This window comes from Paracoccus luteus, from assembly GCF_004522155.1.
Lineage (GTDB): Bacteria > Pseudomonadota > Alphaproteobacteria > Rhodobacterales > Rhodobacteraceae > Paracoccus > Paracoccus luteus.
In genome coordinates this window covers 1-25,741 of sequence record NZ_SDEA01000016.1, presented here as the reverse complement: position 1 = coordinate 25,741, position 25,741 = coordinate 1, and the positions used below count along the sequence as shown (strand labels likewise).

Below are 25,741 nucleotides of genomic sequence, written 5' to 3'. Positions count from 1 at the left end.
TCGCGGCTGCGCAGACGCACGACCGCCGGACCGGGGGTTTTCCACCCCCGGACCCCCGGAGGATATTTGTCCTGCCGGTGAAAGCCATCGGGGCTGCGGCGTGGCGTCACGTCCCGCGCGGCTTGGCGCGCAGGGTGGGGTCGGCGGCGGTCGGGTCTTCGGGCCAGGGGTGGCGCGGATAGCGGCCGCGCATGTCGCGGCGCACATCGCCATAGCCGCCCGCCCAGAACCCCGGCAGGTCGGTCGTGACCGCCACCGGCTTGCCCCCCGGCGACAGCAGCGCGATGCGCAGCGGGCGCGACCCCGCGGTCGGGTGGCGGGTGACGCCGAACAGTTCCTGCAGCCGCGCCTCGATCGTCGGCGTCTCGGCGTCATAGTCGATGGGGATGCGCCGCCCCAGCGGCGAGGTGAAGGCCGCGGGCGCCGAGGCGTCCAGCAGCCGCTGGCCGTCCCAGCCGATCAGCGCCTTCAGCGGTTCGGTCAGGTCCAGCGCGCGCAGGTCGGCGGCGGTGCGGGCGCGGACCAGATAGGGCAGCAGCCAGTCGGGCGCGGCCAGCAAAGCCGCGTCCGACACGTCGGGCAGGCCCGGCACCAGCGCGATGCGGGCGCGCAGCCGCCGCGCGGCGGGGGTCCACGGCAGGCCAAGGTCGCGCAGCCCGTCCCATGCCGCGCGGGCGACGGCATCGGGGTCGGGATCGTCCAGCGCGCGGTCGGTCAGCACCAGCGCGCCCAGCCGTTCCTGCCGCCGCGCCAGCACGCGCCCCTCGCGGCGCGACCATTCGACGATCCCGGCCGGTTCGATCCGGTCGCCGTAAAGCGCGCGCAGGCCGGTTTCGTCCAGCGGCGCGCCGATGCGGACCCGCGTCTCGCGCAGATCGCCGTCCAGGTCGGTCGCCACGATCAGGCGGGCCGCGCCCAGCGGGTCGCCCTCGGCCAGCACCGCACCCTTGCCGCCCGACAGGACAAAGCGGGGCTGATCGCCCTTGCGGCGCAGGCCGATGCGGTCGGGATAGGCCAGCACCGCCATTTCCGGGACGCTCATCGCCGGGGCGTCAGGGACCATGCGGCGCAGGCGCCTGCCCTCGGCGCGGATGCGCTCGACCGTGGCGCGGTCGGCGGGCCAGGGGTGGCGGTCGGCATAGGCGCGGGGGTCGCGGACCGCGACCAGCCGCAGCGCCAGGTCGGCGGGCGCGCCGCGGATCGGATCGCGCTCGGCCAGCAGCGCCGCAAGGTCCGCCGCCCCGCGCCCGGCGGTCAGCAGCATGTGCGCCAGCCGCGGGTGCAGCGGCAGCGCGGCGATGGCCCGGCCGTGCGCGGTGATCCGCCCGCCCGCGTCCAGCGCGCCCAGTCCCGCCAGCAGCGCCCGCGCCTCGGCCAGCGCGGCGGTGGGGGGCGGGGTCAGGAAGGCCAGCCCGTCCGCCGATCCCCAGGCCGCAAGTTCCAGCGCAAGGCCGGTCAGGTCCGCGGTCGCCATCTCGGGCGGGGCAAAGGCCGGCAGCGCGCCTTCCTCGGGCCGCGCCCACATGCGAAAGCAGATGCCCGGCGCGACCCGGCCCGCGCGGCCCCGGCGCTGCTCGGCCTCGGCGCGGCTGACCCGTTCGGTGACAAGGCGGCTCATCCCTGACCCGGGATCGAACCGCGCCCGCCGCGCGCGCCCCGCGTCCACCACCACCCGCACGCCGGGAATGGTCAGCGAGGTTTCGGCGATCGCCGTCGCCAGCACGATCCGCCGCCGTTCGCCGGGGGGCGCCAGCGCGGCCCGCTGGGCGGCGAAATCCATCGCGCCGAACAGGGGCACGATCTCGGCGTCGGTGTCCAGCATGGCGGCGACGCGGCGGATCTCGCCCTCGCCGGGCAGGAACGCCAGGATCGTGCCGCCGGGATCGCCCCGCGTCTCGGCCTCGGCCAGCGCGATCAGGCGCGCGGCCTCGGGGACCAGCCGCGCGCCCGCCGGCAGCGGCCGGTCCAGCCAGCGGGTGTCCACCGGGAATGCGCGGCCCAGCGAGCGGACGACGGGCGCGCCGTCCAGCAGCGCGGCGACGGGTTCGGCGTCCAGCGTGGCCGACATCACCAGCAGCGCAAGATCGGGGCGCAGCACCGCGCGCGCTTCCCACGCAAGCGCCAGCCCCAGATCGGCGTTCAGGCTGCGCTCGTGGAACTCGTCGAAGATGACGCAGCCGACGCCCGCCAGCGCGGGATCGGACTGGATCATGCGGGTCAGGATGCCCTCGGTCACGACCTCGATCCGCGCGCCCGGCACCGAATCGCCGCGCACGCGATAGCCGACGTCGCGGCCCACCGGCTGGCCCAGCGTGGCGGCCATGCGTTCTGCCGCCGCCCGCGCGGCAAGGCGGCGCGGTTCCAGCATCAGGATGCGGCCGGGGATCATGTTCATCAGCGCCAGCGGCACGCGCGTCGTCTTGCCCGCGCCCGGGGGCGCCACCAGCACGGCGCGGCCATGCGCGGTCAGCGCCGCGCGCAGATCGGGGATCGCGTCGTCGATGGGCAGGGGCGGCGGCGGGGTCGGAACGGCGGTCATGGCGGAACGCTTGGCCGAAAATCGGCGGCGGGGCCAGCGGCATGGCCGCCATGCGCCCGGCTTGCACGCTGAACCCAACCCCGTCAGTGTTCGTTGACCGCCCGGCTGCCCGTCCGACAGCCCAATGATTTCAGGGGGCCCCGATGGGTTTGACCGACACCGCCGACAGCCTGATGCGCGGGCTGGGACTGTCCGATCCGGTCATCCGGCTGGGCGTGACGGGCCTGAGCCGGGCGGGCAAGACGGTGTTCATCACCTCGCTGGTGGCGAACCTGCTGGACCGGGGCCGGATGCCGGGCCTGCGCGCCGCCGCCGACGGCACGATCCGCGCGGCCTGGCTGCAGCCGCAGCCCGACGACACGGTGCCGCGGTTCGATTTCGAACGCCACCTGGCGGCGCTGACCGGCCCCGACCCGCACTGGCCCGAGGGGACGCGCCACGTCAGCCAGCTGCGCCTGTCGCTGCGCGTCCAGCCGCGCGGGCTTTTCGGGGGGCTGCGGGGGATGCAGACGCTGCATCTGGACATTGTGGATTACCCCGGCGAGTGGCTTTTGGACCTGCGGATGATGGAGCTGTCCTTCGCGCAGTGGTCGGCGCAGGTGCTGGACCGGATCGGGGGCCGCCCCGGCGCGCAGCCCTTTCTGGACGCGCTGGGGCGGCTGGACCCGCAGGCGGGGTTTGACGAGCCGTCGGCGCAGCGGCTGGCCGCGTCCTATACCGCGCATCTGCACCGGGCGCGCGACGCGGGCCACGCCGACACGACGCCCGGCCGCTTCCTGCTGCCCGGAGAGCTTGAGGGCTCGCCCGCGCTGACCTTCGCGCCCCTGACCGAGGCGCAGTCCGCGTCCCCCCTTTACCGAGAGTTCCGCCGCCGCTTCGACGCCTACAAGTCGCGGGTGGTGCGCCCGTTCTTCCGCGACCATTTCGCCCGGATCGACCGGCAGGTGGTGCTGGTGGACGTGCTGGGTGCGATCCACGCGGGGCCGCCCGCCGTCCAGGACATGCGCCGCGCGATGGCCGACATCCTGTCGGCGTTCCGTCCCGGCCGGGCGGGCTGGCTGGCGCAGCTGCTGGGCACGCGGCGGGTGGAACGCATCCTGTTCGCCGCGACCAAGGCCGACCACCTGCACCATCTGCAACACCCGCGGCTGGCCGCCATCGTCACCGCGATGCTGCGCGAGGCGCGCGACCGCGCCGATTTCCAGGGCGCCCGGACGGAGGGACTGGCGATCGCCGCCCTGCGCACCACGACCGAGGAGACGATCCACCAGGACGGCGAGGATCTGCCCGCCGTCCGCGGCACGCTGATGGACGGCCGGCAGGCGGCGTTTTATCCGGGCGAGCTGCCGGAAAACCCCGCGGCCCTTCTGGCCCCGGCGGCCGAGGGCGCGACCCGCTGGCTGGACGGGGACTATGCGGTGATGAACTTTGCCCCCGCGCCCGACACGCTGCGCCCGGGCGACGGCCCGCCCCACATCCGAATGGACCGCGCGGCCGAGTTCCTGATCGGGGACCGGCTGTGACCTTTACCCCACCCGAAAGGCCCCGTCATGGCTGAGGTTCCCAAGCCCCCCCGCCGCGGCCCGGTCCTGATCGAATACGGCCCCGCGGCGTCCGTGCCGCAGGCGGATGCCGCCCCGCAGGCCGACCCCGCCGCGCCGCCGTCCCCGGACAGGCCGGGCGACGGGCGCGACGCGCGGGCGCCCCGCGCGCGCCCGGCGGCCGGCGGCAGCCCTGCCCCCTCGCCCGCCGACGCGCTGCCCATCGACGACGGGCTGCCCGACGCCCTGCCCCGGCCCAGGACCATGCAGATGGTCATGCGGCTGGCGGGACGCGGCCCGTCGCGGGTGACGCGGTTCTTCATCAACTCGTTGGTGGCGCTGCTGACGTTCCTGCTGGCGATGGCCGCGTTGCGGTTCTTCGAGGATCTGATGGCGCGCTATCCCCTGCTGGGCTGGGTGGGGATCGCGCTGTTCGCCGCCTTTACCGTGGCGGCGCTGGCGATGGCGGTGCGCGAATACGCGGCCTGGGCGCGGTTCGGGCGCATCGACGCGATCCACCGCGCCGCGGGGGCGGCGCTGGCGCGCGCGGATCTGGCGCAGGCGCGCGGCGTGGCCGACCAGCTTGACGGCCTGTATGCCCGCCGCCCCGAACTCGCCTGGGCGCGGCGCAACCTGGCCGCGCGGCGGGGCGACGTCTTCGACGCCCACACCCTGCTGGCGCTGGCCGAGGCCGAGCTGCTGGCCCCGCTGGACCAACAGGCCCGGCGCGAGATCGAGGCCGCCGCCCGCACCGTCGCCGCCGCCACCGCGCTGATCCCGCTGGCGCTGGCCGACGTGCTGGCGGCGCTGGCCGCGAACCTGCGGATGATCCGGCGCATGGCGGAAATCTATGGCGGGCGCGCCGGCGCGGTCGGCGGCTGGCGGCTGGCCCGCACCGTCGTCACCCATCTGGTCGCCACCGGGGCGGTCGCCGCTGGCGACGACCTGATCCACACCGTCGCGGGCGGCGGCATGCTGGCCAAGGTCAGCCGCCGCTTTGGCGAGGGGGTCGTGAACGGCGCCCTGACCGCCCGCGTCGGCATCGCCGCGATGGAGGTCTGCCGCCCTCTGCCCTTTATCCAGCAACCGCGCCCCAGGGTGGGCAACCTGATGGCGCGCGGCCTCAAGGGCCTGTTCGGCGAGGATGAGGGCCGCTGAGCGGCCGCCCCCCTTTCCCCCGGCCGCGCAACCCATTAGCCTGCGCGCCATGAGATGGAACCTGCCCAACGTCCTGACCATGCTGCGCCTGCTTGCCGCGCCCGGCGTGCCGCTGATGTTCCTGTATTTCAGCCGCCCCTTCGCCGATTTCGCGGCGCTGGCGCTGTTCGTCCTGGCCGCCGCCACCGACTGGTTCGACGGCCAGATCGCGCGCGCCTGGGGACAGGAAAGCCGCTTTGGCGCGGCGATGGACCCGATCGCGGACAAGGCGATGGTGGTCATCGCGCTGGTCGTCATCACCGGCTATTCCGGCATGAACCCGTGGCTGATCCTGCCCGCGACCGTGATCCTGTTCCGCGAGGTCTTTGTCAGCGGCCTGCGCGAGTTCCTGGGCGCGGATTCCGGCAAGCTGAAGGTCACGAAGCTGGCCAAGTGGAAGACCACCGCGCAGATGGTCGCCATCGCCATGATGTTCCTTGGCACCGGACTTGCCTATTACGAACAGGGCCACCCGCCGCTGGTGGGGGAAACCCGCCTGCCGTGGTCGGACAGCTGGTCCGACCTTGCGACCCAGATCGGGCTGATCCTGATCTGGCTTGCCGCCATCCTGACGGCGATCACCGGCTGGGATTACTTTGACAAGGCGCGGCCGTGGCTGCGGGACACGCAATGACGCTGGACGTCCTTTATTTCGCCTGGCTGCGGGAACGCATCGGCGCGCCCCGCGAACGGGTCGAGACCGAGGCCACGACCGTCGCCGCGCTGGTGGCCGAACTGGCCGCCCGCGACGACCGCCACGCGGCAGCGCTGTCGGACCTGTCGGCGGTGCGCGTCGCGGTCGATCAGGAACTGGCCGACTGGGACGCGCCGCTGTCGGGCGCGCGCGAGGTCGCGTTCTTTCCACCGATGACGGGCGGATGATGCGCGTCATGGTCCAGTCCGAGCCGTTCGACGCGGCCGCACTGCTGGACGGGTTCGGCGCGGGCGCGGGCGCGGTCGTCACCTTCACCGGGCTGGTGCGCGGCGACGGCGGGCTGGCGGCGCTCGACATCGAGCATTACCCCGGCATGACCGAACGGGCGCTGGAGGCCCATGCGCGGGCGGCGGCGGACCGCTTTGGCCTGACCGACGTGCTGGTCGTCCACCGCCACGGGCATCTGGCCGTGGGTCAGCCGATCATGATGGTCGCCACCGCCGCCCGCCATCGCCGCGCGGCCTTCGACGCGGCCGATTTCCTGATGGACTGGCTGAAATCCCGCGCGCCTTTCTGGAAACGCGAGATCGGCCCCGGCGGCCCCGGCGGCTGGGTGGCGGCCAAGGCCGACGACGAGGATGCGCTGTCGCGCTGGTGACCTCAGCCGCCGGGGCGGATCAGCCCGCCCATCGCCAGCACCTCATAGGAAAATCCCGCGACCTCGGTCAGCACCGGATCGCCGCGCGTCAGCGCCAGCGCGGCGTCCGCGTCGGCGGCCTGCACGATCGCCAGCCCCCAGACGCCCGCCGGGTCCAGCACCGGGCCGACCGCCGCCGCATCGCCCGCGTCGGCGCGCGCCTGCCAGAACGCCGCGTGGCGGTCCATCGCCGCGCCTTCGGCGGCGGTCGCGTCGGCGGGAAAGCTGGCGCGGGGCGGGCGCAGCCGCAGCAGGAACCAGCCCATGTCGCGCCCCCTGTCCGTGGCCCCGGCCGATGCTGGGGCGCGGCCGGACCCGCTGTCAAGCGGCGCCCGCGTTGCAATCCGCCCGCCCCCGCATCATAACGCGCGTGACCAGCGAAAGGCCCGGGCCATGACCTATCTGGAATTCGAAAAGCCGCTTGCCGATCTGGAAGGCAAGGCCGAGGAACTGCGCGCCGTGGCCCGCAAGGGCGAGGGCGTGGACCTGGAGAAAGAGGCCGCGGCGCTGGACCGCAAGGCCGCCGACATGCTGCGCGACCTCTACAGGAACCTCGACCCGTGGCGAAAGACGCTGGTCGCGCGCCACCCCGACCGGCCGCATTGCACCGACTATGTGGACGCGCTGTTTTCCGAATGGACGCCGCTGGCCGGCGACCGCGGCTTTGCCGATGATCACGCGGTGATGGGCGGGCTGGCGCGGTTCCGCGACCAGCCGGTGGTGGTGATCGGGCACGAAAAGGGCAACGACACCCGCTCGCGCATCCACCGCAACTTTGGCATGGCGCGCCCCGAAGGCTATCGCAAGGCGATCCGCCTGATGGAGATGGCCGACCGGTTCGGCCTGCCGGTCATCACGCTGGTGGACACCCCCGGCGCCTATCCGGGCAAGGGGGCCGAGGAGCGCGGCCAGTCCGAGGCGATCGCGCGGTGCACCGAAAAATGCCTGCAGATCGGCGTGCCGCTGGTCAGCGTCATCATCGGCGAGGGCGGATCGGGCGGCGCCGTCGCCTTTGCCACCGCGGACCGCGTGGCGATGCTGGAACATTCGATCTATTCGGTGATCTCGCCCGAGGGCTGCGCCTCGATCCTGTGGAAGGACGCCGAAAAGATGCGCGAGGCCGCCGAGGCCCTGAAACTGACCGCGCAGGATCTGAAGAAACTGGGCGTCATCGACTGCATCATCACCGAACCCGTCGGCGGCGCCCAGCGCGACCGCGACGAGGCCATCGCCGAGGTCGGCCGCGAGATCGCGACGCTGCTGGACGGCCTCAAGGGCGCGAAACCGGCCGAGCTGATCCGCGCACGGCGGCAAAAGTTCCTGGACATGGGCTCGAAGGGTCTGGCGGCGTAAGCGGCAAACACCCGTTGCGCGCAACCGCGGGCACGCCCTGCCCCCCGCGCGGGTGTCGCACGCACCCCCGCACACCATCGCGGCCGGGATAGCGGCTGTCTTCCCCGTTGGCTCGCAAGGCGCGGGTCGCGACTGCCGTCATCTTCCTCGCTGGCGACAGTCCAGACCGTTTCCCGGGCACTCGGAAGACCCAAGGACATCTTCGGCCGCCGCAGGCCCGCGGACCCCGCCGCGCGGACCGGGGCCGCTTCGGTCGGCACGGTCATCGGCGTCCCCGCCTGTCACGCCCGGCAGGCTGCCCCAAACGCAACAAGCGGCTCACGCGGTTCGGGCGGCCGGAACTATCCCGCGGGGCCCGGGGGCGAGGCCCCCGGTCGCGGCGTTGACGGTCAGGTGATCCCGCGCGCCTTCAGCAGCGCCTGTTCGTCCCCCGCTATCCAGCCGAAGATCCGGGGCTGGCCGTCCAGTTTCTGCACCAGATAGTGAACGTCGAAATCCACCGCGATTTCGGGCAGGTCCGCCCGCGCATAGGTGGCCGTCCATGCGACATGCGCGATCGCGTGGTGGCCGTCGATCGCGGTCACGCGCAGGTCCCGGATACGCATCCCGGTGGTGCCGATGGCGCGATAATGCTCATACCCCTGCGCTATGGCCTGGCGCAGATCCGCGTTGTTGCGGCCGGTCTGCACCCCGGCCGGCGAGGCGGCGATGAAGGCTTCGGCGAACAGTGCCGCCTCGGCCTCGGCATCGCCATCCCCGGCCAACGCCTGCCCGAACAGCGCCTCGTGGCAACTCAGCAGCGTTCGGATCGCGTCTTCCATTGCCGCTCCTGCGTGGATGAGTTCCCGCCTCAGGCCTCTTGCGCGCCCGCCATCAGCCCGCCGTCCTGCGCGGCCTGATGCCTGCCCGCGCCCCGCGCGGCGCGCACCGAATCCTCGATGATCCCCAGCGCCTCGTCGAAGACCGCGTCCGGCACGGTCAGCGGCGGCAAAAAGCGGATGACGTTGCCGTAGACGCCGCAGGTCAGCAGGATCAGGCCGCGCGACAGCGCCTCTTCGCGGACCTTGTTGGTGAACTCGGGGCTGGGCTTGGCGCCCACGTTGAACTCGACCGCGTTCATCAGGCCGGGGCCGCGGATGTCCACGATTTCCGGGACATCGTCGCGCAAGGACGCAAGGCGCTGTTTCAGCCGCTGGCCCAGCCGTTCGGCGCGTTCGGACAGGCCCTCGTCCTCGATGATGTCCAGCACGGCGTGGGCCGCGGCCACGCCCAGCGGGTTGCCGGCATAGGTGCCGCCCAGGCCGCCCGGATTGGGCCCGTCCATCACCTCGGCCCGGCCGGTCACGGCCGAGATGGGCATGCCGCCGCCCAGGCCCTTGGCCATGCAGGTGATGTCGGCCGCGACGCCGTGATGTTCCATCGCGAACAACTTGCCGGTGCGGGCGAACCCGGTCTGCACCTCGTCGGCGATCAGCAGCATGCCGTGATCGTCGCACAGCGCGCGCAGCGTCTGCATGAAGCCGGACGGCACGGGATAGAACCCGCCCTCGCCCTGCACGGGTTCCACGATGATGGCGGCCACACGGGCGGGGTCCACGTCGGCCTTGAACAGCTTGTCCAGCGCGGCCAGCGCATCCGCCTGGCTGACGCCGTGCAGCTCGTTGGGGAACGGCAGGTGCCAGACGTCGGGCATCATTGCCCCGAAGCCCGCCTTGTAGGGCTGGACCTTGCCGGTCAGCGTCATGCCCATGAAGGTGCGCCCGTGGAACGCGCCGGTGAAGGCGACGATCCCCGGCCGGCCGGTGTGGTGGCGGGCGATCTTGACGGCGTTTTCCACCGCCTCGGCGCCGGTGGTGGCGAAGATGGTCTTTTTCTCGAAATCGCCGGGCACCAGGCGGTTCAGGCGTTCCGCCAGCGAGACATAGTTTTCATACGGCACAACCTGATGGCAGGTGTGGGTGAACCGGTCCAGCTGGTCCTTGATCGCCTGCACGACGCGGGGGTGCCGGTGGCCGGTGTTCACGACCGCGATCCCGGCGGCAAAGTCGATATAACGGTTGCCGTCCTTGTCCCAGATCTCGGCGTTCTCGGCCCGGTCGGCATAGATCTGCGTGGTCATCCCCACGCCGCGCGAGATGGCGGCGTTCTTGCGGTCGGTCATCGTGGTCATGCGCATCCCCTGTCGCGGCGGGCCCGCAACCGGGCCTGTCGCCGCCTATCTAGCGCCGCCGAGCGGGGGGACACAATCGCGCGATGCGACGCGGGGATGCGGGTCGGGGCCGGGGGAGGATGGGAGAAGCATGGAAGCGGGGGACGCGGGGACGCGGGCGCTCGCCCGAGCGCGGACGCCAGGACGCTCCACGCATGCCGCACGCATGGACGCTGGGACGCGGGAACGCAGGAGCGCATGAGCGCATGAGCGCATGAGCCCGCCCCATCGCGCGGATCACGCAACCCCTTGGTCCGCCGCGCGTTCCCCGACACAGCCCATGCCGGAAAGGCCCGATGTTCCCGATCCGCGACCACAACCCGTCCGAACGCACGCCCTATGTCACCATCGCGCTGATGTTGGCCAACATCGCGCTGTTCCTGCTGACCGCGCCCTGGGCGGGCGGCATGGTGGGGCTGTGGGAAAACCTCGCCCTGTATCCCGTCGCCGTCCTGAACGGGGCGCAGGCCTGGGGGCTGATGACCCACATGTTCCTGCACGCGGGGCTGCTGCATCTGGGGGGGAACATGCTGTTTTTGTGGATCTTCGGCGATAACCTTGAGGACCAGATGGGGCATCTGGGCTTTCTCGTGTTCTATCTGGCCAGCGGCCTTGCGGCGGCTGCGGCGCAGATCGCGGCCGATCCGACGAACGGCATCCCGATGGTGGGCGCGTCGGGGGCCATCGCGGGCGTGATGGGCGGCTATCTGCTGATGTTCCCGCGCGCCAAGGTGGACGTGGTCGCCATCATCATCATCCTGATCAAGATGTTCACCATCCCCGCCTGGGTGATGCTGGCGGTCTGGTTCGCGCTGCAGCTGGTGTCGGGCTATGCGATGATGGGCGGCGAGGCGGGCGTGGCCTATTGGGCGCACGCGGGCGGCTTTGTCGCGGGCGTGGTGCTGGCGCTGCCGGTGTTCCTGCGCCGGGGCGGGCCGCGGTTCTGGTCGCGCACCCAAGGGCGGCCGCCCCACCGGCCGGTCGACTATGCGCCCAGCCGCATCCCCACGGTGCGACGCTAGGGGCGGATACCGCGGGTCATGTGGCGCTTGCCGGCGAAGCCGGGGGCGCGGGTCACGGCAAAGCCCGCCGCGGCCAGCGCGCGCCGGACATGGCCCGCGGCGGTATAGGTCGCAAAGCTGCCGCCCGCCGCGGTATGCGCGCCCACCGCCGCCATCAGCGCGTCCGACCACAGTTCCGGGTTCCGCGCCGGGGAGAACCCGTCCAGGAACCAGGCGTCGGCCACCCCGTCCCAGGCGGGCAGCGTCTCGCGCGCGTCGCCCTGCACGATGCGCGCGGTGACATGGCCGACGCTCAGCGTCTCGCCGCCCCAGCCCGCCCGCAGCTGCGCCGACAGATCGGCCAGTTCGGGGAACGCCCCGTGCGCGCGGGCCAGGTCCGCCACCGTCAGCGGATACGCCTCGAAGCTGGTGAAGCGCACCGGCACCGTCGCGACCTGCGCCAGCGCCAGCAGGTTCAGCCCGGTGCCGAAGCCCGTTTCCGTGACGTGAAAGCCGGGGACCAGCCGCGCGGGCAGGTCGTTGCCGGCCAGAAAGACGTGGCGCGTCTCGGCCAAGCCCCCGGCAAGGCTGAAGAACGGGTCGTCAAAGCGGCGCGACACCGGGACGCTGCCGCGCCAGTCCAGCCCGCTCTGGTCGTGGGGGGTCATCGGCGTTACCTCTCGGGCCGCACATGGCGGGGGCGCACGACGATGGCAAGGGCGGTGACGGTGATCGGCGCGGGGATCATGGGCCTTGCCTGCGCGTGGGAACTGGCGCGGCGCGGCGCGACGGTCACGGTGATCGAGGCGGAGCGCATCGGCGCGGGGTCCAGCGGCGGCACCGTGGGCGCGCTGGCGCCCCACGCGCCGGAAAACTGGAACCCCAAGAAGCAGGTGCAGCTGGACGCGCTGGTCGCGGCCGAAGGCTGGTGGGCGGCCGTCGCGGCGGCGGGCGGCGAGGGTCCGGGCTATGCGCGCACCGGCCGGGTCCAGCCGGTCGAGGGGGGCGCGCTGGACCGCGTCCGCGCCCGCATCGCCGCCGCGCAGGCGGTCTGGCCCGCCCCGTTCCGCATGACGCTGACCGATGCGCCCGAAGGGCCGCTGGTGCCCGACAGCCCGTCGGGCCTGTGGCTGACCGACAACCTGACCGCGCGGCTGTCCCCCCGCGCCGCAGGCCGCGCGCTGGCCGCCGCGATCCGCGCGGCGGGCGGCACGGTGGCCGAGGGCGCCGGGCCGCAGCATCCGGGCGCCCTGCCCGGCCCCGTGATCTGGGCCACCGGCGCGCCGGGGCTGGCGGCGCTATCGGCCGATCTGGGCCGCGCGATGGGCGGCGGCGTCAAGGGCCAGTCGGCGCTGCTGGCCCTTGCCGCGCCCGACGCGCCGCAGGTCTTTGCCGACGGGCTGCATATCGTGCCCCACGCGGACGGGACGGCGGCCATCGGATCGACCTCGGAACGGGCGTTCCTGGACGGGGCCGCGACCGACGCGCAGCTTGACGCGCTGATCGCGCGCGCCCGCGTCCTGTGCCCGGCGCTGGCCGGTTGCGCCGTCGTCGACCGCTGGGCCGGGGTCCGCCCCCGCGCCGCCAGCCGCGCCCCGCTGATCGGGCCTTGGCCCGGACGGCCGGGGCATGTCGTGGCGAACGGAGGCTTCAAGATCGGCTTCGGCATGGCCCCGGCGGTCGCGGCGATGGTGGCCGACCTGGTGCTGGACGGCGTGGACCGCATCCCCGAGGGGTTCCGGCTGGCCGGCTAGCGGGCGCAGACCGTCGCATAGCCGTTCGACCAGCAGGCGCGGTCGGCCGCGTCGCGCGTCAGCGTGCCCAGATCGTCGTGGGCGCGGCTGGCGCGTTCCCAGCCGTTCCAATAGCCCTTGGCCGCGCCGCCGCCGTCCATGTTGACATAGACGAAATACTCGCCGCCCGGCGCGGTCAGCTGAAAGCTGCCGTCGTTGCCGTGGGCCCTGAAATCGCAATCGCCGCCCGCGAAAACTTGGCGGTCCGCGATGGTCAGGCTGCAGACGACGGGTCGGGCCTGTGCGGGAACGGCGGTCAGGGCGACAAGCGTCAGAAGGGCGGCAGCGACAGACTTCATGGGGAATGCCTTTCAAGGAACTGTATTCGCCGCACATTGCCGGGCGTCTGTCGCGCGATCAAGCGGTTCGGATCAGCGCCGCGCCGAGGCCCGCCGCGCGTCCTGCGCGACGGCGCGCTTCAGCTCCATCAGGGCGATGCGCCGTTGCAGGTCGCGGCGCTCGGCCTCGTCCTCGATCTGCGACAGCACGGCGCGGGCGGCGGCGATGTCGCGGGCCAGCGCGACCTCGGCTGGGACGAACCCCCCGTCCGCAAGCATCCGGTTCAGCACGTCGTCGGCCGTCTCGCGCAGACGCTCGGGGTCCAGCGGCCTGCCCTCGCCGCGCAGGCCGGACAGATCGCCCCGCGCGGCGGCGGCGTCGATGCGACGCTGGGCGATCCGTTCGAACCAGTGCATCACATCGCCGCCAGCTGCCCCAGCGCCGCGTTCAGCCGGGCGATTTCCTCGTTCAAATCCGCCAGCTTGGCGCGGGTTTCCTCGATCACCTCGGGGTCCGCGCTTTCGACAAAGCGGGTGTTGCCCAGCCGCCCGCGCAGGCCGCCGGCGTCCTTGGCGGCGCGGTCGGCGGCCTTTTTCAGCCGCGCGGTTTCCGCCGCGACGTCGATCACGTCGCCGATGGGCAGCGCGAAGGATGCCCCCGGCGCGGCCACCGCGATGGTGCCGCCCGCCGCGATGCCATCCACCGGCGGGTTGACCCGCGCCAGCCTTTCGACCAGCGCGCCGTTCGCGGCCAGCGCCGTGCGCGCCGCGTCGTCGGCCTGCGTGACGATCAGGTCCAGCCGCGCGCCCGCGGGCACGCCCATCTGGGCGCGGGCGGACCGCACCGCCTCGATCAGGCCGATGACCCAGTTCATCTGGCGGTCGGCGTCGGCGTCGATCAGCTCGGCCCCGTATTCCGGCCAGTCGCCGTGGACCAGCATCCGGTCGCGGGTGCCGGTCAGCGCCCAGATTTCCTCGGTGACGAACGGCATGATCGGATGCAGCAGCGTCACCGACTGTTCGATGACCCAGCGCATGGTCGCCCGCGTCTCGTCGGCGTGTTCGCCGTCGAACAGGGGCTTGGCGAACTCGACATACCAGTCGCAGACCTTGCCCCAGACGAAACCATACAGCACCGCCGCCGCCTCGTTGAAGCGATAGGCCGCCAGCGCCTCGTCCACCGCCAGCCGCGCGCGCGACCTCGCCCATGATCCAGCGGTTGACGGTGTGGACCGGCGCGGGCTGGCCTGCGGGGGCCGCAAAGACGCCGTTCATCTCGGCGAAGCGGGTCGCGTTCCAGATCTTGGTGACAAAGTTGCGGTTCGCCTCGACGTGTTTCGGCCCCAGCTTGGGGTCGCGGCCCATCGCGGCCATGCTGGTCAGGGTGAACCGCAGCGGGTCCGCGCCATAGGCGTCGATCAGGTCCAGCGGGTCGATGACGTTGCCCTTGGACTTGGACATCTTGGCGCCCTTTTCGTCGCGCACCAGCCCGTGGACATAGACGTTGCGGAACGGCACGTTGCCGACCACGGCCAGCTGCATCATCATCATCCGGGCGACCCAGAAGAAGATGATGTCGAACCCGGTGATCAGCGTCGATGTCGGAAAATATTTCCGCAGCTCGGCCGTGTCCTCGGGCCAGCCCAGCGTGCCGATGGGCCACAGGCCCGACGAAAACCACGTGTCCAGCACGTCGGGGTCGCGCCACACCGGATAGACCAGATGCGTCGGATCCTGCGTCAGGTTGTAGTCGGCGAGCGACGCGGCCAGCGCGTCCACCGCCGCCTCGCGGTCGGCGACCTCGACGATGCGCGAGATTTCCAGCGGCTGCGGCAGGCCCGCGATGTCGTCGCGGAACGCCTCGGCCACGTCGTCAAAGCTGGCGGCGGCGTGGTGGCGCTCGCCGCGATCGACCAGCCCGTCGGCCAGCAGGGTGAACAGTTCGACCGCGTCCAGCGCGCCGTCGCCCTCGTCATCGGCAAAGCCCGCAGGCGCGTGCAGATCGAGGCCATACCACACCGGGATCTGGTGGCCCCACCACAGCTGGCGGCTGATCGTCCACGGCTCGATGTTTTCCAGCCAGTGGAAATAGACCTTTTCGTGCTGCTCGGGCACGATCCGGGTGCGGCCGTCGCGGACCGCGTCGATGGCGGGCTGCACGATGCGGGCGGTGTCCACGAACCACTGGTCGGTCAGCATCGGCTCGATCACCACGCCCGAGCGGTCGCCGAAGGGCTGCATGATCTTTTTCGATTCCACCAGCGGGCGGTTTTCCAGATGCTCGGCGCCGGTTTCCGGCTCGATCTCGCGGTGCAGGAACGTCACCGCCAGCCCCTCGGCGGTGATGGCGTCCACGACCCGGCGGCGGGCGTCCAGGCGGTCCAGGCCGCGCAGATCCTCGGGGACGAGGTTCACGGCCGACACGTCGCCCACATCCTCGCCCCGTGCCGCGCGGGTGGCGATGGCGGCGGATTCGGCATAGGGCAGCCCGTCCTCGCGCATCCGGGCGCGGGTGTCCATCAGCGCATACAGCGGGATGCCGTTGCGCATGGCGACGGCATAGTCGTTGAAGTCATGCGCCCCGGTGATCTTGACGGCGCCCGACCCGAAGTCGGGATCGGGATAGGCGTCGGTGATGATCGGGATCAGACGGCGCTGCGCCTTGGGCCCGACCGGGATCTCGCACAGCTGCCCCACGATGGGGGCATAGCGCGGATCGTCCGGGTGGACCGCCACCGCGCCGTCGCCCAGCATGGTTTCGGGGCGCGTCGTGGCGATGCTGATATAGTCGCGCGTCTCGCGCAGGGTGACGTTCCCGTCGGCGTCGCGTTCGACGTAATCATAGGTGGCCCCGCCCGCCAGCGGATATTTGAAGTGCCACATATGGCCGTCGACCTCGCGGTTCTCGACCTCCAGATCGGAAATCGCTGTCTCGAACCGGGGATCCCAGTTCACCAGCCGCTTGCCGCGATAGATCAGGCCCTTGTCGTGCATATCCACAAAGACGCGGATCACCGCGTCGTGGAAATTGCCGCCCTCGTCCGCGGGCGCGCCGGGCGCGCCCGACATGGTGAAGGCGTTGCGCGACCAGTCGAGGCTGGCCCCCAGCCGTTTCAGCTGGCCGACGATGGTGCCGCCGGATTCCGCCTTCCAGCGCCAGATCTCGTCGGTGAAATCCTTGCGGTCCCAGTCCTTGCGCGGGGGCTTGCCCTCGGCCGCCAGCTTGCGTTCGACGACCATCTGCGTGGCGATGCCGGCGTGGTCCTGCCCCGGCTGCCACAGCGTGTCGAACCCGCGCATGCGGTGCCAGCGGACAAGGATGTCCTGCAGCGTGTTGTTCAGCGCGTGGCCGATATGCAGGCTGCCGGTGACGTTCGGCGGCGGGATCACGACCGAAAAGCTTTCCGCGCCGGGCCGGGCGTTAGCGCCGGCGGCAAAGGCGCCCCGCGCCTCCCACTCGGCGGCGATGCGGGCCTCGGCGGCGCGCGCGTCGAAGGTCTTGTCCATGCTCATCACTCGGTCCCCTTGGCTCGCGACCGGAATAGCGGGGGCGCGGGCAAAGGCCAAGGGATCAGGGCAGGTCGCCCGCGGGCGCAATCGGGTGCAGATGCCGCCAGGGCCGCGCCTCGTCCACCACACGCGCGACCGAGGGGCGGGCCATCAGCCGCCGGAAATACCCGTTCAGCACCGGCAGGTCGGCGGGGATCGGCTGCACCCAATGGGCATAGAACAGCGCCGGGGCGGCGGCGCAATCGGCCATGCTGAACGCCCTGCCCGCCGCCCAGTCGCGCCCGGCAAGGCGGCCCTCCAGCCAGCGATAGGCGGTCGCCAGATCGCCGCGCCCGCGGTCCACCCGCGCGGGGCTGCGCTGGCCGGCAGGCGCCAGCGCGTCATTGACCATCGCCTGCATCGGTCCCTGCACCCACAGGTCGAACACCCGGTCCATGAACCGCACCTCAAGCGCGTCGGCGGGGACCAGCGGCGCGGGGCCGGGGTGGGCGCGGTCCAGATGCTCGATGATGATCGAGGATTCCGCGATGGCCTCGCCCCCGTCCACCAGCACGGGGAACCGCGCCAGCGGCCACAGCGCGGCCAGCGCGGCGCGGTCCTCGGGCAGTTCCAGCCGGACCAGCCGCGGCGTGAAGGCGGTGCCGTTCTCGTAAAGCGCGATCAGCACCTTCTGGCAATAGGACGAGAACGGGTGCATCCACAGCGTCGGCATCACGCGCGCCTTTCGTCCGCCGCGGCGAAATGCGCCAGCTGGCCGGCATGCGCCTTGCGGAACGCGGGCCGCGCCGTCGCACGGGCGACATAGGCGGCAAGCGCCGGATAGTCGGCCAGCCCGTCATGGTCGCCCACGATCCGCAGCACGTCGGCCATCATTATGTCGGCGGCGGTGAAGCGCCCGTCGACCAGCCAGTCGCGCCCGGCCAGCACCGCGTCCAGCTGCCCCAGGCGTTCGTTCATCTGCCGGGCGGCCTTGGCGGCGGCCTGTTCGTCCTTGTCAAAGAACCGGGCGACGGCCCAGGGCAGGATCCACGTCTCGATGCTGTTCAGCGCCGCGATGACCCATTGCGTGACCAGCGTGCGACCGGCGCGGCCCGGCGGCATCAGCGCGTCGCATCCCTCGGCCAGATGCAGGACGATGGCGCCGCTTTCAAAGATCGTCAGATCGCCGTCCTGCAGGATCGGCACCTGATGGAACGGCTGGCGCGCCAGATGCGCGGCGGTGCGGTTCTTCACCGGGACGGTGTCGATGCGGTAATCCAGCCCCGCCTCTTCGCAGGCCCAGCGGGCGCGCAGGTCGCGGACATAGCCGCGGGCGAACGGCGGCACCCAGTCATAGGTGGTGATGCTCAGCATGGCGGACCTTTTGCTCATCAGGGAAGTTTGGCGAACTCGGCGTCGATGCGGATTTCGATGGGATCGGTGAAGAACGGGTTCAGCCCATAGGCCTGCGGGTCGATGGCGGCGGTCGCGGTGACGCCGATCAGCTCACCGATCACCGGGTTGCCCTGTGCGTCGCCGGTATACCCCGGCCCCGCACCCACAAGCTGCACGGCGAAATCGGCCGGATGCGTGCGGCCCATGATCGTCAGGTCACCCCGGACCGTCCCGGCCGTGGCCGACGCGGGCGCGAACGCGGTCGAGGTGAAGGTGGCCGTCGGATGCGCGGCGGCGTCCAGATAGTCCGGCCCGGCCAGCGCCGCGGCGAACCCCGCGACCGGGGTCGAGATCGACGCCGCCTGCACCGTCGCCGTCAGCGCCGAACCCTCGATCCGCGCGGGCTGCCAGTCCAGCGCGCCCTGCACCTTGTCAAAGCGGAACACGCTGTTGGAAAATCCCATGTGGGGCACCCGCACGATGACCGCCGTGTGCCCCGGGTCCAGCACATAGCGCCCGGCCGTCGCCGCCTGCGCATCCTTGCGTCCGCGCGGGATGCTGTCGGGCGCGGGCGCGGCCGTTGCCGGCGCCGCGCGGTCGTGACCGTCCGCCCGCGCGGGCGGCGGATGCGCCACGGTCCATGCCGCGCAAAGCCCCGCGGCAAGCGCCAGGGCAGCAGGTCTCACGGCGTCACCGCGCGCGGGCCGACCAGCGCGAACCATGCGCCCTGCGGGTCGGTGGCGCCGATGACGAAGGCGCCGCCCGGCACCTCCATCGGGCCATACTGGATCGCGCCGCCCGTGTCGGTGACGCGGCGCACGGCGTCATCGATGCCGTTCACGCCGAAATAGGGCAGCCAGTGGGGGACGGGCGACGCGCCCAGCCCCATCATCCCGCCGATATCCGCCCCCTTGTGGCGGAACAGCTGGTATGTGCCCATCGCGCCCATGTCCATCGCCTCGCCCCTGGTCCAGCCGAACAGGGCGGCGTAGAAGGCAAAGCCCGCCGCCGGGTCGGGCGACATCAGCTCGTGCCAGTTGCCGTGCCCGGCCTTGCGCTGGTCAAAGGCGCCCTGCCCCGCGTCGGCCTTGGCGATGTCGGCCGCGCTCATTCGGCTGGTGTCGGGCTGCAGGATGCCGAAATGCGCGCCCTGCGGGTCGGCGGCGACGGCAAAGCGGCCGGTGCCCGGGATGTCCTCGGGGCCGCGGACGACCCGGCCGCCCGCCGCCGCGATGTCGGCGGCCGTCCGGTCGCAGTCATCGACCGCGACATAGACCAGCCAGTGCGGCGGCGGGCTGCCCGCCTGCGCGTCCAGCCCCATCATGCCCGCGACCATGTCGCCGTCCGATTGCGCCAGCAGATAGGTGAAGCCCTCCATGCCCGCGTCCTGGACCTGCCAGCCCAGCAGCCCCGCATAGAACGCGCGGGCGCGGTCGGTGTCGCTGGTGCCCAGCTCATACCAGCAGGGGTTGCCGTGATAGCTCATGTCATGCGTCCTTGCCGCTTGGTGTCGGTTCCGTTCCCCGACCCGGCGGCGCGCAGCCGCGCCGGCCGCCGGACAGGGATGCGCGCTCAGGCCCGGTCGCTGTCGAACAGCGTGTCGAAGCCCGCCCAGATCATGCGTTTGCCGTCAAAGGGCATGTCGGGCATGTCCTGCCCTGCCTCCATGCCCGCCTGCATCCCGCGCCAGGCCTCCTCGCAGGCGGCGCGATCGGGCCAGGCGCACCAGGACATGACCACCACCTCGCCGTCCTGCGCGTCCACGGCGCGATACATGTCGGTGCGCTTGCCGCGGGGCACGTCAACGCCCCAGCTTTCATAGTTGCCAAGGCAGCCGCGCGGCTGGAACTCCTCCTCCCACGCGGATTTCGCCATCTTCGCGAAGGCCGCCTTGTTGGCTTGGGGGACCGGGGTCAGGAAGCCGGTGTAAAAGCCGCCCTTGTCGGTGCCGTCGGCGACGAATGTCTCGAACCCGCCGAAGATCATGCGCTTGCCGTCATACTGCGCGTCGCCCATCGCCTGCGCCATCTCGTCGGGGTTCTGCATGATGTCGGCCCAGGCCGCGTCGGCGGTGGCCTTGTCGGGAAACTCGACCCAGGCAAAGACGACGGCCTCGTCGTCGCCGGCCTGAACCGCGCGCAGGAAATCTGTCCGCTTGCCGGGCTGGATGTCCTCGGCCCAGGTCTCGACCATGCGGACCGCGCCGCGTTTCTGCATCAGCGGCCAGCTGCGGCGCAGGCTTTGCAGATAGGTGTCCTTGTTGGCTTTCGGCACGGGGGTAACCGAACCGGTATAGTAAGGCATCTGGCTGTCCTTTCCGGTGGAATGCGTCCGATGCGATGAGGCTGCGGGTGTCGCTTGCAAAAAGCAACTGATTTTTGTTACGGTGCGGGCAGGAGGCGCCCGCATTGGCAGAAAACCGCAAATCCTATGGCGAGGGCTGCATCGCGGCCCATGCGCTGGACCTGATCGGCGACCGCTGGTCGCTGCTGGTCGTGCGCGAGCTGATGCTGGGGCCAAAGCGATTCGGCGCGATCAAGGCGCGGCTGCCGGGCATCGCCACCAACATGCTGGCCCGCCGGCTTGAGGATCTGGCGGCGGGCGGCATCGTGGCGCGGGCCGATGCGGCCGGTGCGTCGGGCTATGCGCTGACCGCGCAGGGCGATGCGGTGTGGCCCGTGGTGCGCGAATTGTGCCGCTGGGGCGCGGGGATGGCGGGCCACGACCCGCGCCTGCCGATCAGCCCGACGGCGCTGATGTTGTCGATGCGGGCCACGATCCGCCCGGCGGGCCGCTTCACCGCCGGCTTCGACATGGACGGCGAGAGCTTTGCGCTGACCGCCGACGCCTCGGGCCTGCACATCCGCCGCGCCGATGCGGCGGTCGGAGAGATGAGTTTCGCCGGCCAGCCGAACGACATGGCCTCGGCGATCTACGGCCCCGTGCCGCTGGCGCAGGTCGCCGCAACCGGCCGGGTCCGTTTCACCGGCGACCTCGCGCGCGGGCAGGGCTTTGTCGACCTGTTCCGCCTGCGTCGCCCCGTTCCTGCAGGAGAAGACGCATGACCCGCCTGATCCCCAGCCTGTGGTACACCGACCGCGCCGAAGAGGCCGCGCGGTTCTATTGCGCCACCATCCCCGACAGCCGCATCGACCATGTCTGGACGATCCCCGTGGAAACGCCCTCGGGGCCGCCGGACGCGGTCGTGGTGGTCGAGTTCACGCTGGCCGGAACCCCGGTGACGGCGATGGCGGCCGGGCCGCTGGACCCGTTCAACCACGCCATTTCGCTGACCGTCGCCTGCGAGGGGCAGGCGGAACTGGACCGCATCTGGGACGCGCTGCTGGAGGGCGGCGCGGCGGAGCAATGCGGCTGGCTGCGCGACCGCTATGGCGTGCGCTGGCAGGTCGTGCCCGCGCGGCTGAACGCGATGATGCGTGCCCCCGACCGCGCCGCCGCCGGCCGCACGGCGCAGGCGATGCTGGGGATGGTCAAGCTGGACATGGCCGCGCTGGAACGCGCCTTCGCAGGCTAGACCGCCCGGTCGAACTTGGTCGAAAGGTGGATCAGGCTTTCCGACGATTTCACCCCGGTCAGGTTGCCGATCTGGTCCAGCACGTCATCCAGTTCGGTCGTGGACGAACAGGCCAGCTGCAGCAGCAGATCGACGCGACCGGACGTCGAATGGACGCGTTCCACCGATGGAAACGCCCGCAGCCGCCCCAGGATCGCGGCCTGCGCGCGCGGCTCGATCGTCAACAGGCATGTCGCGCGGATGCGGGTCAGGCGCGCCGCCTCGCCCAGGCGCAGGGTGTATCCGGCGATGGCGCCGGTGGTTTCCAGCCGTTCCAGCCGCGCCTGCACGGTGGATCGCGCTACCTTCAGCCGGCGGGCCAGCACGGCGACCGACATGCGCGCATCCTGCGACAGTTGGGCCACAATGGCGCGGTCCAGTTCATCCATGCCCGTTCCTGTCATTCTGACGACGCATCCGGCAGATTAACGACCTGCGTGCGCATTTCCACCCTTTTCAACGCTGCATCGGGACCGCATAGGCGCGAACCTGCGTTGGGCAGGGCGAACCGCCGTCAGAAAGGACAAGGGATGGGATTGACCGAAGGCCGCCTGGCCAAGACCGTCTGGGACAACCCGGCCGAGATCATCCGCGCGATGCAGCCGGAAAACCCGGTGATGGTGTTCGCGCCGACCGTGCTGCAGGATCGCGCGCGGCGCTTTCTGGCCGGCTTTCCGGGCCTTGTCACCTATGCGGTCAAGTCCAACCCCGACGAGGCGGTGATCCAGAACCTGGTCGCCGCCGGCATCCGCGGCTTTGACGTGGCATCCCCGTTCGAGATCGACCTGATCGGCCGCCTCGCGCCCTTGGCCGCGCGCCATTACCACAACCCCGTCCGCTCGCAGGCCGAGATCGCGCACGCCGTCCATGCCGGGATCAAGGCGTGGTCGGTGGACAGCCGGTCGGAGCTGGACAAGCTGTTCGCGCAAGTGCCGCCCGAGGGCTGCGAGATCTCGCCGCGGTTCAAGCTGCCGGTGGCGGGGGCGGCCTATGACTTCGGGTCCAAGTTCGGCGCCTCGCCGGAACTGGCGGCCGAACTGCTGCGCGCCGTCGCCGACCGGGGCTATGTCGCCTCGCTGACCTTCCACCCCGGCACGCAATGCGTCGATCCCGCGGCATGGGAGACGTATATCCGCACCGCCGGCGACATCGCCGAACTGGCGGGCATCCGTCCGACCCGGCTGAACGTCGGCGGCGGCTTTCCGTCCTGGCGCGTCCACGGGGTCGAACCGGACCTGAGCGCGATCTTCGCCCGCATCGGCGAGACGACGACCGAGGTGTTCGGCAAGGACGCGCCGACGCTGGTCTGCGAACCGGGGCGCGGCATGTGCGCGGACGCCTTCTCGCTGATCACGCGGGTCAAGGCGGTGCGCGACGGGACCAGCGTGTTCCTGAACGACGGCGTCTATGGCGGGCTGACGGAACTGCCGATCATCGGCAACCTGGACCGGATCGAGGTGTTCCGCCCCGACGGCACGCTGCGCGGGGAAAACGGCGCGGGCCGCGTCGTCTTCGGCCCGACCTGCGATTCGGTGGACCGCCTGCCGGGCGAGCTGTCGCTGCCCGAGGACATCGCCGAGGGCGACTTTGCCGTGTTCCACGGGGCGGGCGCCTATTCGGTGGTGACCAATACCCGGTTCAACGGCTTTGGCGAGATGCGCCACGTCACCGCGATGTCGCTGGACTGACGCCGGGCTGAGGCGGGGGCCTGTCGAAAAGGGCATCAACCGAATCGCAATCCCGGGCGTTTAGGGTCTGACCATGACCCGACCGCGCCGACCCATTCCCCATATCATCCTGATGGACGGCACGCTGGCCACCACCGGCGGGCCGCGCGCGACCCACATCGGCACGATCCGCCGGCTGGTCCGCCGCGCAGGCCCGGTGCGGGTGCATTACGCGCGCGGCCCGGCCTGGGACGACTGGCGCGGCATCCGCGCTGTGGCCACCGGCCGCGGGGTCGAGGATCGGATCGCCGCCGCCTATGGCTGGCTGGCCAGCAGCTGGCGTCCGGGCGACCCGATCTTTGTCTTCGGCTATTCGCGGGGCGCGTTCGCCGCGCGCTCGCTGGTGGGGATGATCGGGCGCGTGGGCCTGCTGACGCCGCGCGCGGCGACCGAACGCAACATCCGGCTGGCCTGGCGCTTTTATCATCGCGGCGGGTCGGCGGGGGCGATGGCGGCCTTTCGGCGGCGCTGCCACCCGGACGTCGCCATCGACATGGTCGGCGTCTTCGACACGGTCATGGCGCTGGGCGTCCGGCTGCCTCTGCTGTGGATGCTGACCGAGGCGCGGCACCGGTTCCACGACCACAACCGCCTGGGCGGCCATGTCCGCTTCGGCGCGCAGGCGCTGGCGCTGGACGAGACGCGCGCGGCGTTCCAGCCGATCCTGCTGGACGCGGAGGGCGCGGACCGGATCGAACAGGCGTGGTTCCGCGGCAGCCACGCCGACATCGGCGGCCAGCTGGACGGGGACGAGGCGGCGCGGCCGCTGGCCAACATCCCGCTGGTCTGGATGCTGGAACGGGCCGAGGCGCACGGGCTGCGCCTGCCGCCGGGGTGGCGCGGCAAGCTGCCCTGCGACGCGCGCGCGCCATCGGTCGGGTCGTGGCGTGGCTGGGGGCGGGCGTTCCTGCTGCGCGCGCCGCGCACCGTGGGCACGACCGGGGCGGATACCCTGCACGCCTCGGCCCTGCCCTATGACGGCGCGGCGCTGGTCGGGCTTGCCCGCCGCCCCCGCCGGTGGCGCAGGCTGCGCCTGCCGCGCCGCGCGGCCGCCGTTCCGCCGGATGCCGGGGGTTCCGGCCGGCCGCCCCCCGCGGCGCTATAGGACGTGAGCGCCGCGCGCGCGGTGCCGTGTGCCGCCGGTCATCCAGCGACGACAGCGGCGCGGCGACGCAAATCACGATTGCCGCCCCCGAAACCGTGTGCAGCACGCGTTCCGGCCCCATCGCCACGCCCGCCGCGGCCAGCCACGTCACCAGCAGCGCGGGGATGCAAATCCCGATTGCGGCGCCCGGCCCGCGTCCAGCGCCATCGCCACACCCGCCGCGTTCAGACTTGCCCCGGCAGCGCCATCCTCGCCACCAGCGCCCGCGCCCGCCCATCGTTCGCGCCGCTGCCGGCCTTGGTCAGGAACCGCGCGCGGCAAGGATCGCGATCAGCGCCCAAGGGTTCCCGCACCAGCAGCCAGCCACGCAGGGGCGCGGGCGCGTCGCTTGCAACGCCCGCCCGGCCTATGCGGCGGCGGGCTGGCGCGCGGTCACGCCCAGGCTGGCGCAGATCTCGGCGGTCAGGTCGGGGCGGTTCAGCGTATAGAAATGCAGCGCGTCCACGCCGCCCGCGATCAGGTCGTCGCACAGCCTGACGGCGATGTCGCGGGCCAGCGCCCGTTCGCCCTCGCGCCCGGCGGCGGCGAACGCGTCCTCGGCCCATTGCGGAACGCTGGTGCCGCAGCGCGCGGCAAAGCGCTTGGCCCCCGCCCAGCCCTGAATGGGCAGGATGCCGGGGCGGACCGGGGCCGCGATGCCCGCCGCCGCGCAGGCGTCGCGAAAGCGGAAGAACGTGTCGGCGTCGAAAAAGAACTGGGTGATCGCGCTGGTCGCCCCGGCGTCCACCTTGCGCTTGAGCCATGCGACATCGGCGGCGTTGCCGGGGCTGTCTGGGTGGGGTTCGGGATAGGCGCCGCAGCGGATCGTGAACCCGCCCCTGTCGGCGATGGCCCCGATCAGCTCGACCGAACTGGCAAAGCCCTGCGGGTGCGGCGCGAACGCCGCAGCCCCCTGCGGGGCGTCGCCGCGCAGCGCCACGATCTCGGTCACGCCCGCCGCGGCATAGGCGTCCACGATGGCCATCGTCTCGTCGCGCGTCGCGTCCACGCAGGTCAGGTGCGCCGCGACGTTCAGCCCGTAATGGCTGGCCAGCGCCGTCACCGCCTCGTGCGTCAGCTGCCGGGTGGTGCCGCCCGCACCATAGGTGACGGACACGAAATCCGGCCCCAGCGGCGCCAGCGCGCGCG

At 72.0% G+C, this 25,741-nt stretch carries 26 protein-coding genes and 1 pseudogene; 12 read left to right on the top strand and 15 right to left on the bottom strand.

The genetic code is table 11. The features are described from left to right. Positions 1–106: 106 nt before the first annotated feature. On the bottom strand, positions 107–2,539 hold the full coding sequence (gene hrpB / locus EPA64_RS14715) for an ATP-dependent helicase HrpB (protein WP_134727062.1): 2,433 nt from the start codon (positions 2,537–2,539) through the stop codon (positions 107–109). Between the two features lie 143 nt (positions 2,540–2,682). On the opposite strand from hrpB, the gene EPA64_RS14710 reads away from it, so the two are divergent. The 5 genes from EPA64_RS14710 to EPA64_RS14690 are packed head-to-tail and all read left to right on the top strand — an operon-like array spanning position 2,683 to position 6,590. Next, on the top strand, positions 2,683–4,062 hold the full coding sequence (locus tag EPA64_RS14710; protein ID WP_134727061.1) for a YcjX family GTP-binding protein: 1,380 nt from the start codon (positions 2,683–2,685) through the stop codon (positions 4,060–4,062). Between the two features lie 27 nt (positions 4,063–4,089). Continuing rightward, positions 4,090–5,238: a YcjF family protein gene (locus EPA64_RS14705; RefSeq protein WP_134727060.1), complete on the top strand. Its 1,149-nt coding sequence runs from the start codon at positions 4,090–4,092 to the stop codon at positions 5,236–5,238. A 49-nt stretch (positions 5,239–5,287) separates the two neighbouring features. After that, the gene (gene pgsA, locus EPA64_RS14700) at positions 5,288–5,911 is read left to right on the top strand and encodes a CDP-diacylglycerol--glycerol-3-phosphate 3-phosphatidyltransferase (protein ID WP_134727059.1); all 624 of its coding nucleotides are present in this window, start codon (positions 5,288–5,290) and stop codon (positions 5,909–5,911) included. 2 nt (positions 5,912–5,913) lie between these two features. Further along, positions 5,914–6,159, top strand: a complete 246-nt coding sequence (gene moaD, locus EPA64_RS14695) for a molybdopterin converting factor subunit 1 (protein WP_134727095.1) — start codon at positions 5,914–5,916, stop codon at positions 6,157–6,159. Beyond that, positions 6,159–6,590, top strand: coding sequence for a molybdenum cofactor biosynthesis protein MoaE (locus EPA64_RS14690; protein WP_134727094.1), 432 nt, complete (start codon positions 6,159–6,161; stop codon positions 6,588–6,590). Before moaD ends, EPA64_RS14690 begins: the two co-directional genes overlap by 1 nt. 2 nt (positions 6,591–6,592) lie before the next feature. On the opposite strand, the gene EPA64_RS14685 is transcribed toward EPA64_RS14690, so the two are convergent. Further along, on the bottom strand, positions 6,593–6,895 hold the full coding sequence (locus tag EPA64_RS14685) for a YciI family protein (RefSeq protein ID WP_134727058.1): 303 nt from the start codon (positions 6,893–6,895) through the stop codon (positions 6,593–6,595). Between the two features lie 127 nt (positions 6,896–7,022). On the opposite strand from EPA64_RS14685, the gene EPA64_RS14680 reads away from it, so the two are divergent. Continuing rightward, the gene (locus tag EPA64_RS14680; protein WP_134727057.1) at positions 7,023–7,982 is read left to right on the top strand and encodes an acetyl-CoA carboxylase carboxyltransferase subunit alpha; all 960 of its coding nucleotides are present in this window, start codon (positions 7,023–7,025) and stop codon (positions 7,980–7,982) included. A gap of 389 nt (positions 7,983–8,371) precedes the next feature. Here EPA64_RS14680 and EPA64_RS14675 read toward each other — a convergent pair whose 3' ends face one another. Next, positions 8,372–8,803 carry a DUF4440 domain-containing protein gene (locus EPA64_RS14675; protein WP_134727056.1) on the bottom strand — a complete coding sequence of 144 codons (432 nt, stop codon included), beginning with the start codon at positions 8,801–8,803 and terminating at the stop codon, positions 8,372–8,374. A 29-nt stretch (positions 8,804–8,832) separates the two neighbouring features. After that, on the bottom strand, positions 8,833–10,152 hold the full coding sequence (locus tag EPA64_RS14670) for a 4-aminobutyrate--2-oxoglutarate transaminase (RefSeq protein WP_134727055.1): 1,320 nt from the start codon (positions 10,150–10,152) through the stop codon (positions 8,833–8,835). A 335-nt stretch (positions 10,153–10,487) separates the two neighbouring features. Between EPA64_RS14670 and EPA64_RS14665 the strand changes: the two genes are divergently transcribed. Continuing rightward, positions 10,488–11,213 (top strand): rhomboid family intramembrane serine protease, encoded by a 726-nt coding sequence (locus EPA64_RS14665; RefSeq protein WP_134727054.1) that lies wholly within the window; start codon positions 10,488–10,490, stop codon positions 11,211–11,213. Here EPA64_RS14665 and mnmC2 read toward each other — a convergent pair. Continuing rightward, positions 11,210–11,860 carry a tRNA (5-methylaminomethyl-2-thiouridine)(34)-methyltransferase MnmC2 gene (gene mnmC2, locus EPA64_RS14660; protein ID WP_134727053.1) on the bottom strand — a complete coding sequence of 217 codons (651 nt, stop codon included), beginning with the start codon at positions 11,858–11,860 and terminating at the stop codon, positions 11,210–11,212. The two genes, EPA64_RS14665 and mnmC2, sit on opposite strands and share 4 nt — an antisense overlap. 42 nt (positions 11,861–11,902) lie before the next feature. Here mnmC2 and EPA64_RS14655 point away from each other — a divergent pair, with 42 nt between their 5' ends. After that, positions 11,903–12,946, top strand: a complete 1,044-nt coding sequence (locus EPA64_RS14655) for an NAD(P)/FAD-dependent oxidoreductase (RefSeq protein WP_134727052.1) — start codon at positions 11,903–11,905, stop codon at positions 12,944–12,946. Here the strand turns inward: EPA64_RS14655 and EPA64_RS14650 are convergent. The 8 genes and pseudogenes from EPA64_RS14650 to EPA64_RS14615 all read right to left on the bottom strand — a co-directional run bounded on the left by EPA64_RS14650 (position 12,943) and on the right by EPA64_RS14615 (position 20,451). Beyond that, positions 12,943–13,284: a hypothetical protein gene (locus EPA64_RS14650; protein ID WP_134727051.1), complete on the bottom strand. Its 342-nt coding sequence runs from the start codon at positions 13,282–13,284 to the stop codon at positions 12,943–12,945. The two genes, EPA64_RS14655 and EPA64_RS14650, sit on opposite strands and share 4 nt — an antisense overlap. Before the next feature lie 72 nt (positions 13,285–13,356). After that, positions 13,357–13,680, bottom strand: a complete 324-nt coding sequence (locus EPA64_RS14645) for a DnaJ family domain-containing protein (protein WP_134727050.1) — start codon at positions 13,678–13,680, stop codon at positions 13,357–13,359. Continuing rightward, positions 13,680–16,776: pseudogene (locus EPA64_RS14640) on the bottom strand (valine--tRNA ligase). Before EPA64_RS14640 ends, EPA64_RS14645 begins: the two are co-directional and overlap by 1 nt. A 58-nt stretch (positions 16,777–16,834) precedes the next feature. After that, positions 16,835–17,485 carry a glutathione S-transferase family protein gene (locus tag EPA64_RS14635; RefSeq protein WP_134727049.1) on the bottom strand — a complete coding sequence of 217 codons (651 nt, stop codon included), beginning with the start codon at positions 17,483–17,485 and terminating at the stop codon, positions 16,835–16,837. After that, positions 17,485–18,144, bottom strand: coding sequence for a glutathione S-transferase family protein (locus tag EPA64_RS14630; RefSeq protein ID WP_246026782.1), 660 nt, complete (start codon positions 18,142–18,144; stop codon positions 17,485–17,487). The genes EPA64_RS14635 and EPA64_RS14630 overlap by 1 nt, the downstream gene beginning before the upstream one ends. Next, positions 18,144–18,833: a YceI family protein gene (locus tag EPA64_RS14625; RefSeq protein ID WP_246026781.1), complete on the bottom strand. Its 690-nt coding sequence runs from the start codon at positions 18,831–18,833 to the stop codon at positions 18,144–18,146. The genes EPA64_RS14630 and EPA64_RS14625 overlap by 1 nt, the downstream gene beginning before the upstream one ends. Then, positions 18,830–19,633 (bottom strand): VOC family protein, encoded by an 804-nt coding sequence (locus EPA64_RS14620; RefSeq protein WP_134727046.1) that lies wholly within the window; start codon positions 19,631–19,633, stop codon positions 18,830–18,832. The genes EPA64_RS14625 and EPA64_RS14620 overlap by 4 nt, the downstream gene beginning before the upstream one ends. 86 nt (positions 19,634–19,719) lie before the next feature. After that, entirely contained in the window at positions 19,720–20,451 is a 732-nt protein-coding gene (locus tag EPA64_RS14615) for a DUF1428 domain-containing protein (RefSeq protein ID WP_134727045.1), read from the bottom strand. 104 nt (positions 20,452–20,555) lie between these two features. On the opposite strand from EPA64_RS14615, the gene EPA64_RS14610 reads away from it, so the two are divergent. Together EPA64_RS14610 and EPA64_RS14605 are read left to right on the top strand one after the other, a co-directional pair. Then, positions 20,556–21,212: a winged helix-turn-helix transcriptional regulator gene (locus tag EPA64_RS14610; protein ID WP_134727044.1), complete on the top strand. Its 657-nt coding sequence runs from the start codon at positions 20,556–20,558 to the stop codon at positions 21,210–21,212. Continuing rightward, a complete protein-coding gene (locus EPA64_RS14605; protein ID WP_134727043.1) occupies positions 21,209–21,682 on the top strand; it encodes a VOC family protein in 474 nt (157 codons plus the stop codon). Before EPA64_RS14610 ends, EPA64_RS14605 begins: the two co-directional genes overlap by 4 nt. Here the strand turns inward: EPA64_RS14605 and EPA64_RS14600 are convergent. Continuing rightward, complete coding sequence (locus EPA64_RS14600) at positions 21,679–22,110, bottom strand: Lrp/AsnC family transcriptional regulator (RefSeq protein ID WP_134727042.1); 432 nt, start codon at positions 22,108–22,110, stop codon at positions 21,679–21,681. The genes EPA64_RS14605 and EPA64_RS14600 overlap by 4 nt on opposite strands. 141 nt (positions 22,111–22,251) lie before the next feature. Between EPA64_RS14600 and EPA64_RS14595 the strand changes: the two genes are divergently transcribed. Both EPA64_RS14595 and EPA64_RS14590 read left to right on the top strand, forming a co-directional pair. Continuing rightward, entirely contained in the window at positions 22,252–23,409 is a 1,158-nt protein-coding gene (locus EPA64_RS14595; protein WP_134727041.1) for a type III PLP-dependent enzyme, read from the top strand. A gap of 73 nt (positions 23,410–23,482) precedes the next feature. Beyond that, positions 23,483–24,553 (top strand): DUF2235 domain-containing protein, encoded by a 1,071-nt coding sequence (locus tag EPA64_RS14590; RefSeq protein WP_246026780.1) that lies wholly within the window; start codon positions 23,483–23,485, stop codon positions 24,551–24,553. A 406-nt stretch (positions 24,554–24,959) separates the two neighbouring features. Here EPA64_RS14590 and EPA64_RS14585 read toward each other — a convergent pair. Then, the coding region (locus EPA64_RS14585; protein WP_134727040.1) for a methylenetetrahydrofolate reductase at positions 24,960–25,741 on the bottom strand (782 nt) is incomplete at its 5' end.

Excerpts from the sequence above, each read along its gene's own strand:
- hrpB (WP_134727062.1), bottom strand. The coding sequence starts at position 2,539 with ATGACCGCCGTTCCGACCCCGCCGCCGCCCCTGCCCATCGACGACGCG.
- EPA64_RS14710 (WP_134727061.1), top strand. The coding sequence starts at position 2,683 with ATGGGTTTGACCGACACCGCCGACAGCCTGATGCGCGGGCTGGGACTG.
- EPA64_RS14705 (WP_134727060.1), top strand. The coding sequence starts at position 4,090 with ATGGCTGAGGTTCCCAAGCCCCCCCGCCGCGGCCCGGTCCTGATCGAA.
- pgsA (WP_134727059.1), top strand. The coding sequence starts at position 5,288 with ATGAGATGGAACCTGCCCAACGTCCTGACCATGCTGCGCCTGCTTGCC.
- EPA64_RS14690 (WP_134727094.1), top strand. The coding sequence starts at position 6,159 with ATGCGCGTCATGGTCCAGTCCGAGCCGTTCGACGCGGCCGCACTGCTG.
- EPA64_RS14685 (WP_134727058.1), bottom strand. The coding sequence starts at position 6,895 with ATGGGCTGGTTCCTGCTGCGGCTGCGCCCGCCCCGCGCCAGCTTTCCC.
- EPA64_RS14680 (WP_134727057.1), top strand. The coding sequence starts at position 7,023 with ATGACCTATCTGGAATTCGAAAAGCCGCTTGCCGATCTGGAAGGCAAG.
- EPA64_RS14675 (WP_134727056.1), bottom strand. The coding sequence starts at position 8,803 with ATGGAAGACGCGATCCGAACGCTGCTGAGTTGCCACGAGGCGCTGTTC.
- EPA64_RS14670 (WP_134727055.1), bottom strand. The coding sequence starts at position 10,152 with ATGACCACGATGACCGACCGCAAGAACGCCGCCATCTCGCGCGGCGTG.
- EPA64_RS14665 (WP_134727054.1), top strand. The coding sequence starts at position 10,488 with ATGTTCCCGATCCGCGACCACAACCCGTCCGAACGCACGCCCTATGTC.
- mnmC2 (WP_134727053.1), bottom strand. The coding sequence starts at position 11,860 with ATGACCCCCCACGACCAGAGCGGGCTGGACTGGCGCGGCAGCGTCCCG.
- EPA64_RS14655 (WP_134727052.1), top strand. The coding sequence starts at position 11,903 with ATGGCAAGGGCGGTGACGGTGATCGGCGCGGGGATCATGGGCCTTGCC.
- EPA64_RS14650 (WP_134727051.1), bottom strand. The coding sequence starts at position 13,284 with ATGAAGTCTGTCGCTGCCGCCCTTCTGACGCTTGTCGCCCTGACCGCC.
- EPA64_RS14645 (WP_134727050.1), bottom strand. The coding sequence starts at position 13,680 with ATGCACTGGTTCGAACGGATCGCCCAGCGTCGCATCGACGCCGCCGCC.
- EPA64_RS14635 (WP_134727049.1), bottom strand. The coding sequence starts at position 17,485 with ATGCCGACGCTGTGGATGCACCCGTTCTCGTCCTATTGCCAGAAGGTG.
- EPA64_RS14630 (WP_246026782.1), bottom strand. The coding sequence starts at position 18,144 with ATGAGCAAAAGGTCCGCCATGCTGAGCATCACCACCTATGACTGGGTG.
- EPA64_RS14620 (WP_134727046.1), bottom strand. The coding sequence starts at position 19,633 with ATGAGCTATCACGGCAACCCCTGCTGGTATGAGCTGGGCACCAGCGAC.
- EPA64_RS14615 (WP_134727045.1), bottom strand. The coding sequence starts at position 20,451 with ATGCCTTACTATACCGGTTCGGTTACCCCCGTGCCGAAAGCCAACAAG.
- EPA64_RS14605 (WP_134727043.1), top strand. The coding sequence starts at position 21,209 with ATGACCCGCCTGATCCCCAGCCTGTGGTACACCGACCGCGCCGAAGAG.
- EPA64_RS14600 (WP_134727042.1), bottom strand. The coding sequence starts at position 22,110 with ATGGATGAACTGGACCGCGCCATTGTGGCCCAACTGTCGCAGGATGCG.
- EPA64_RS14595 (WP_134727041.1), top strand. The coding sequence starts at position 22,252 with ATGGGATTGACCGAAGGCCGCCTGGCCAAGACCGTCTGGGACAACCCG.
- EPA64_RS14590 (WP_246026780.1), top strand. The coding sequence starts at position 23,483 with ATGACCCGACCGCGCCGACCCATTCCCCATATCATCCTGATGGACGGC.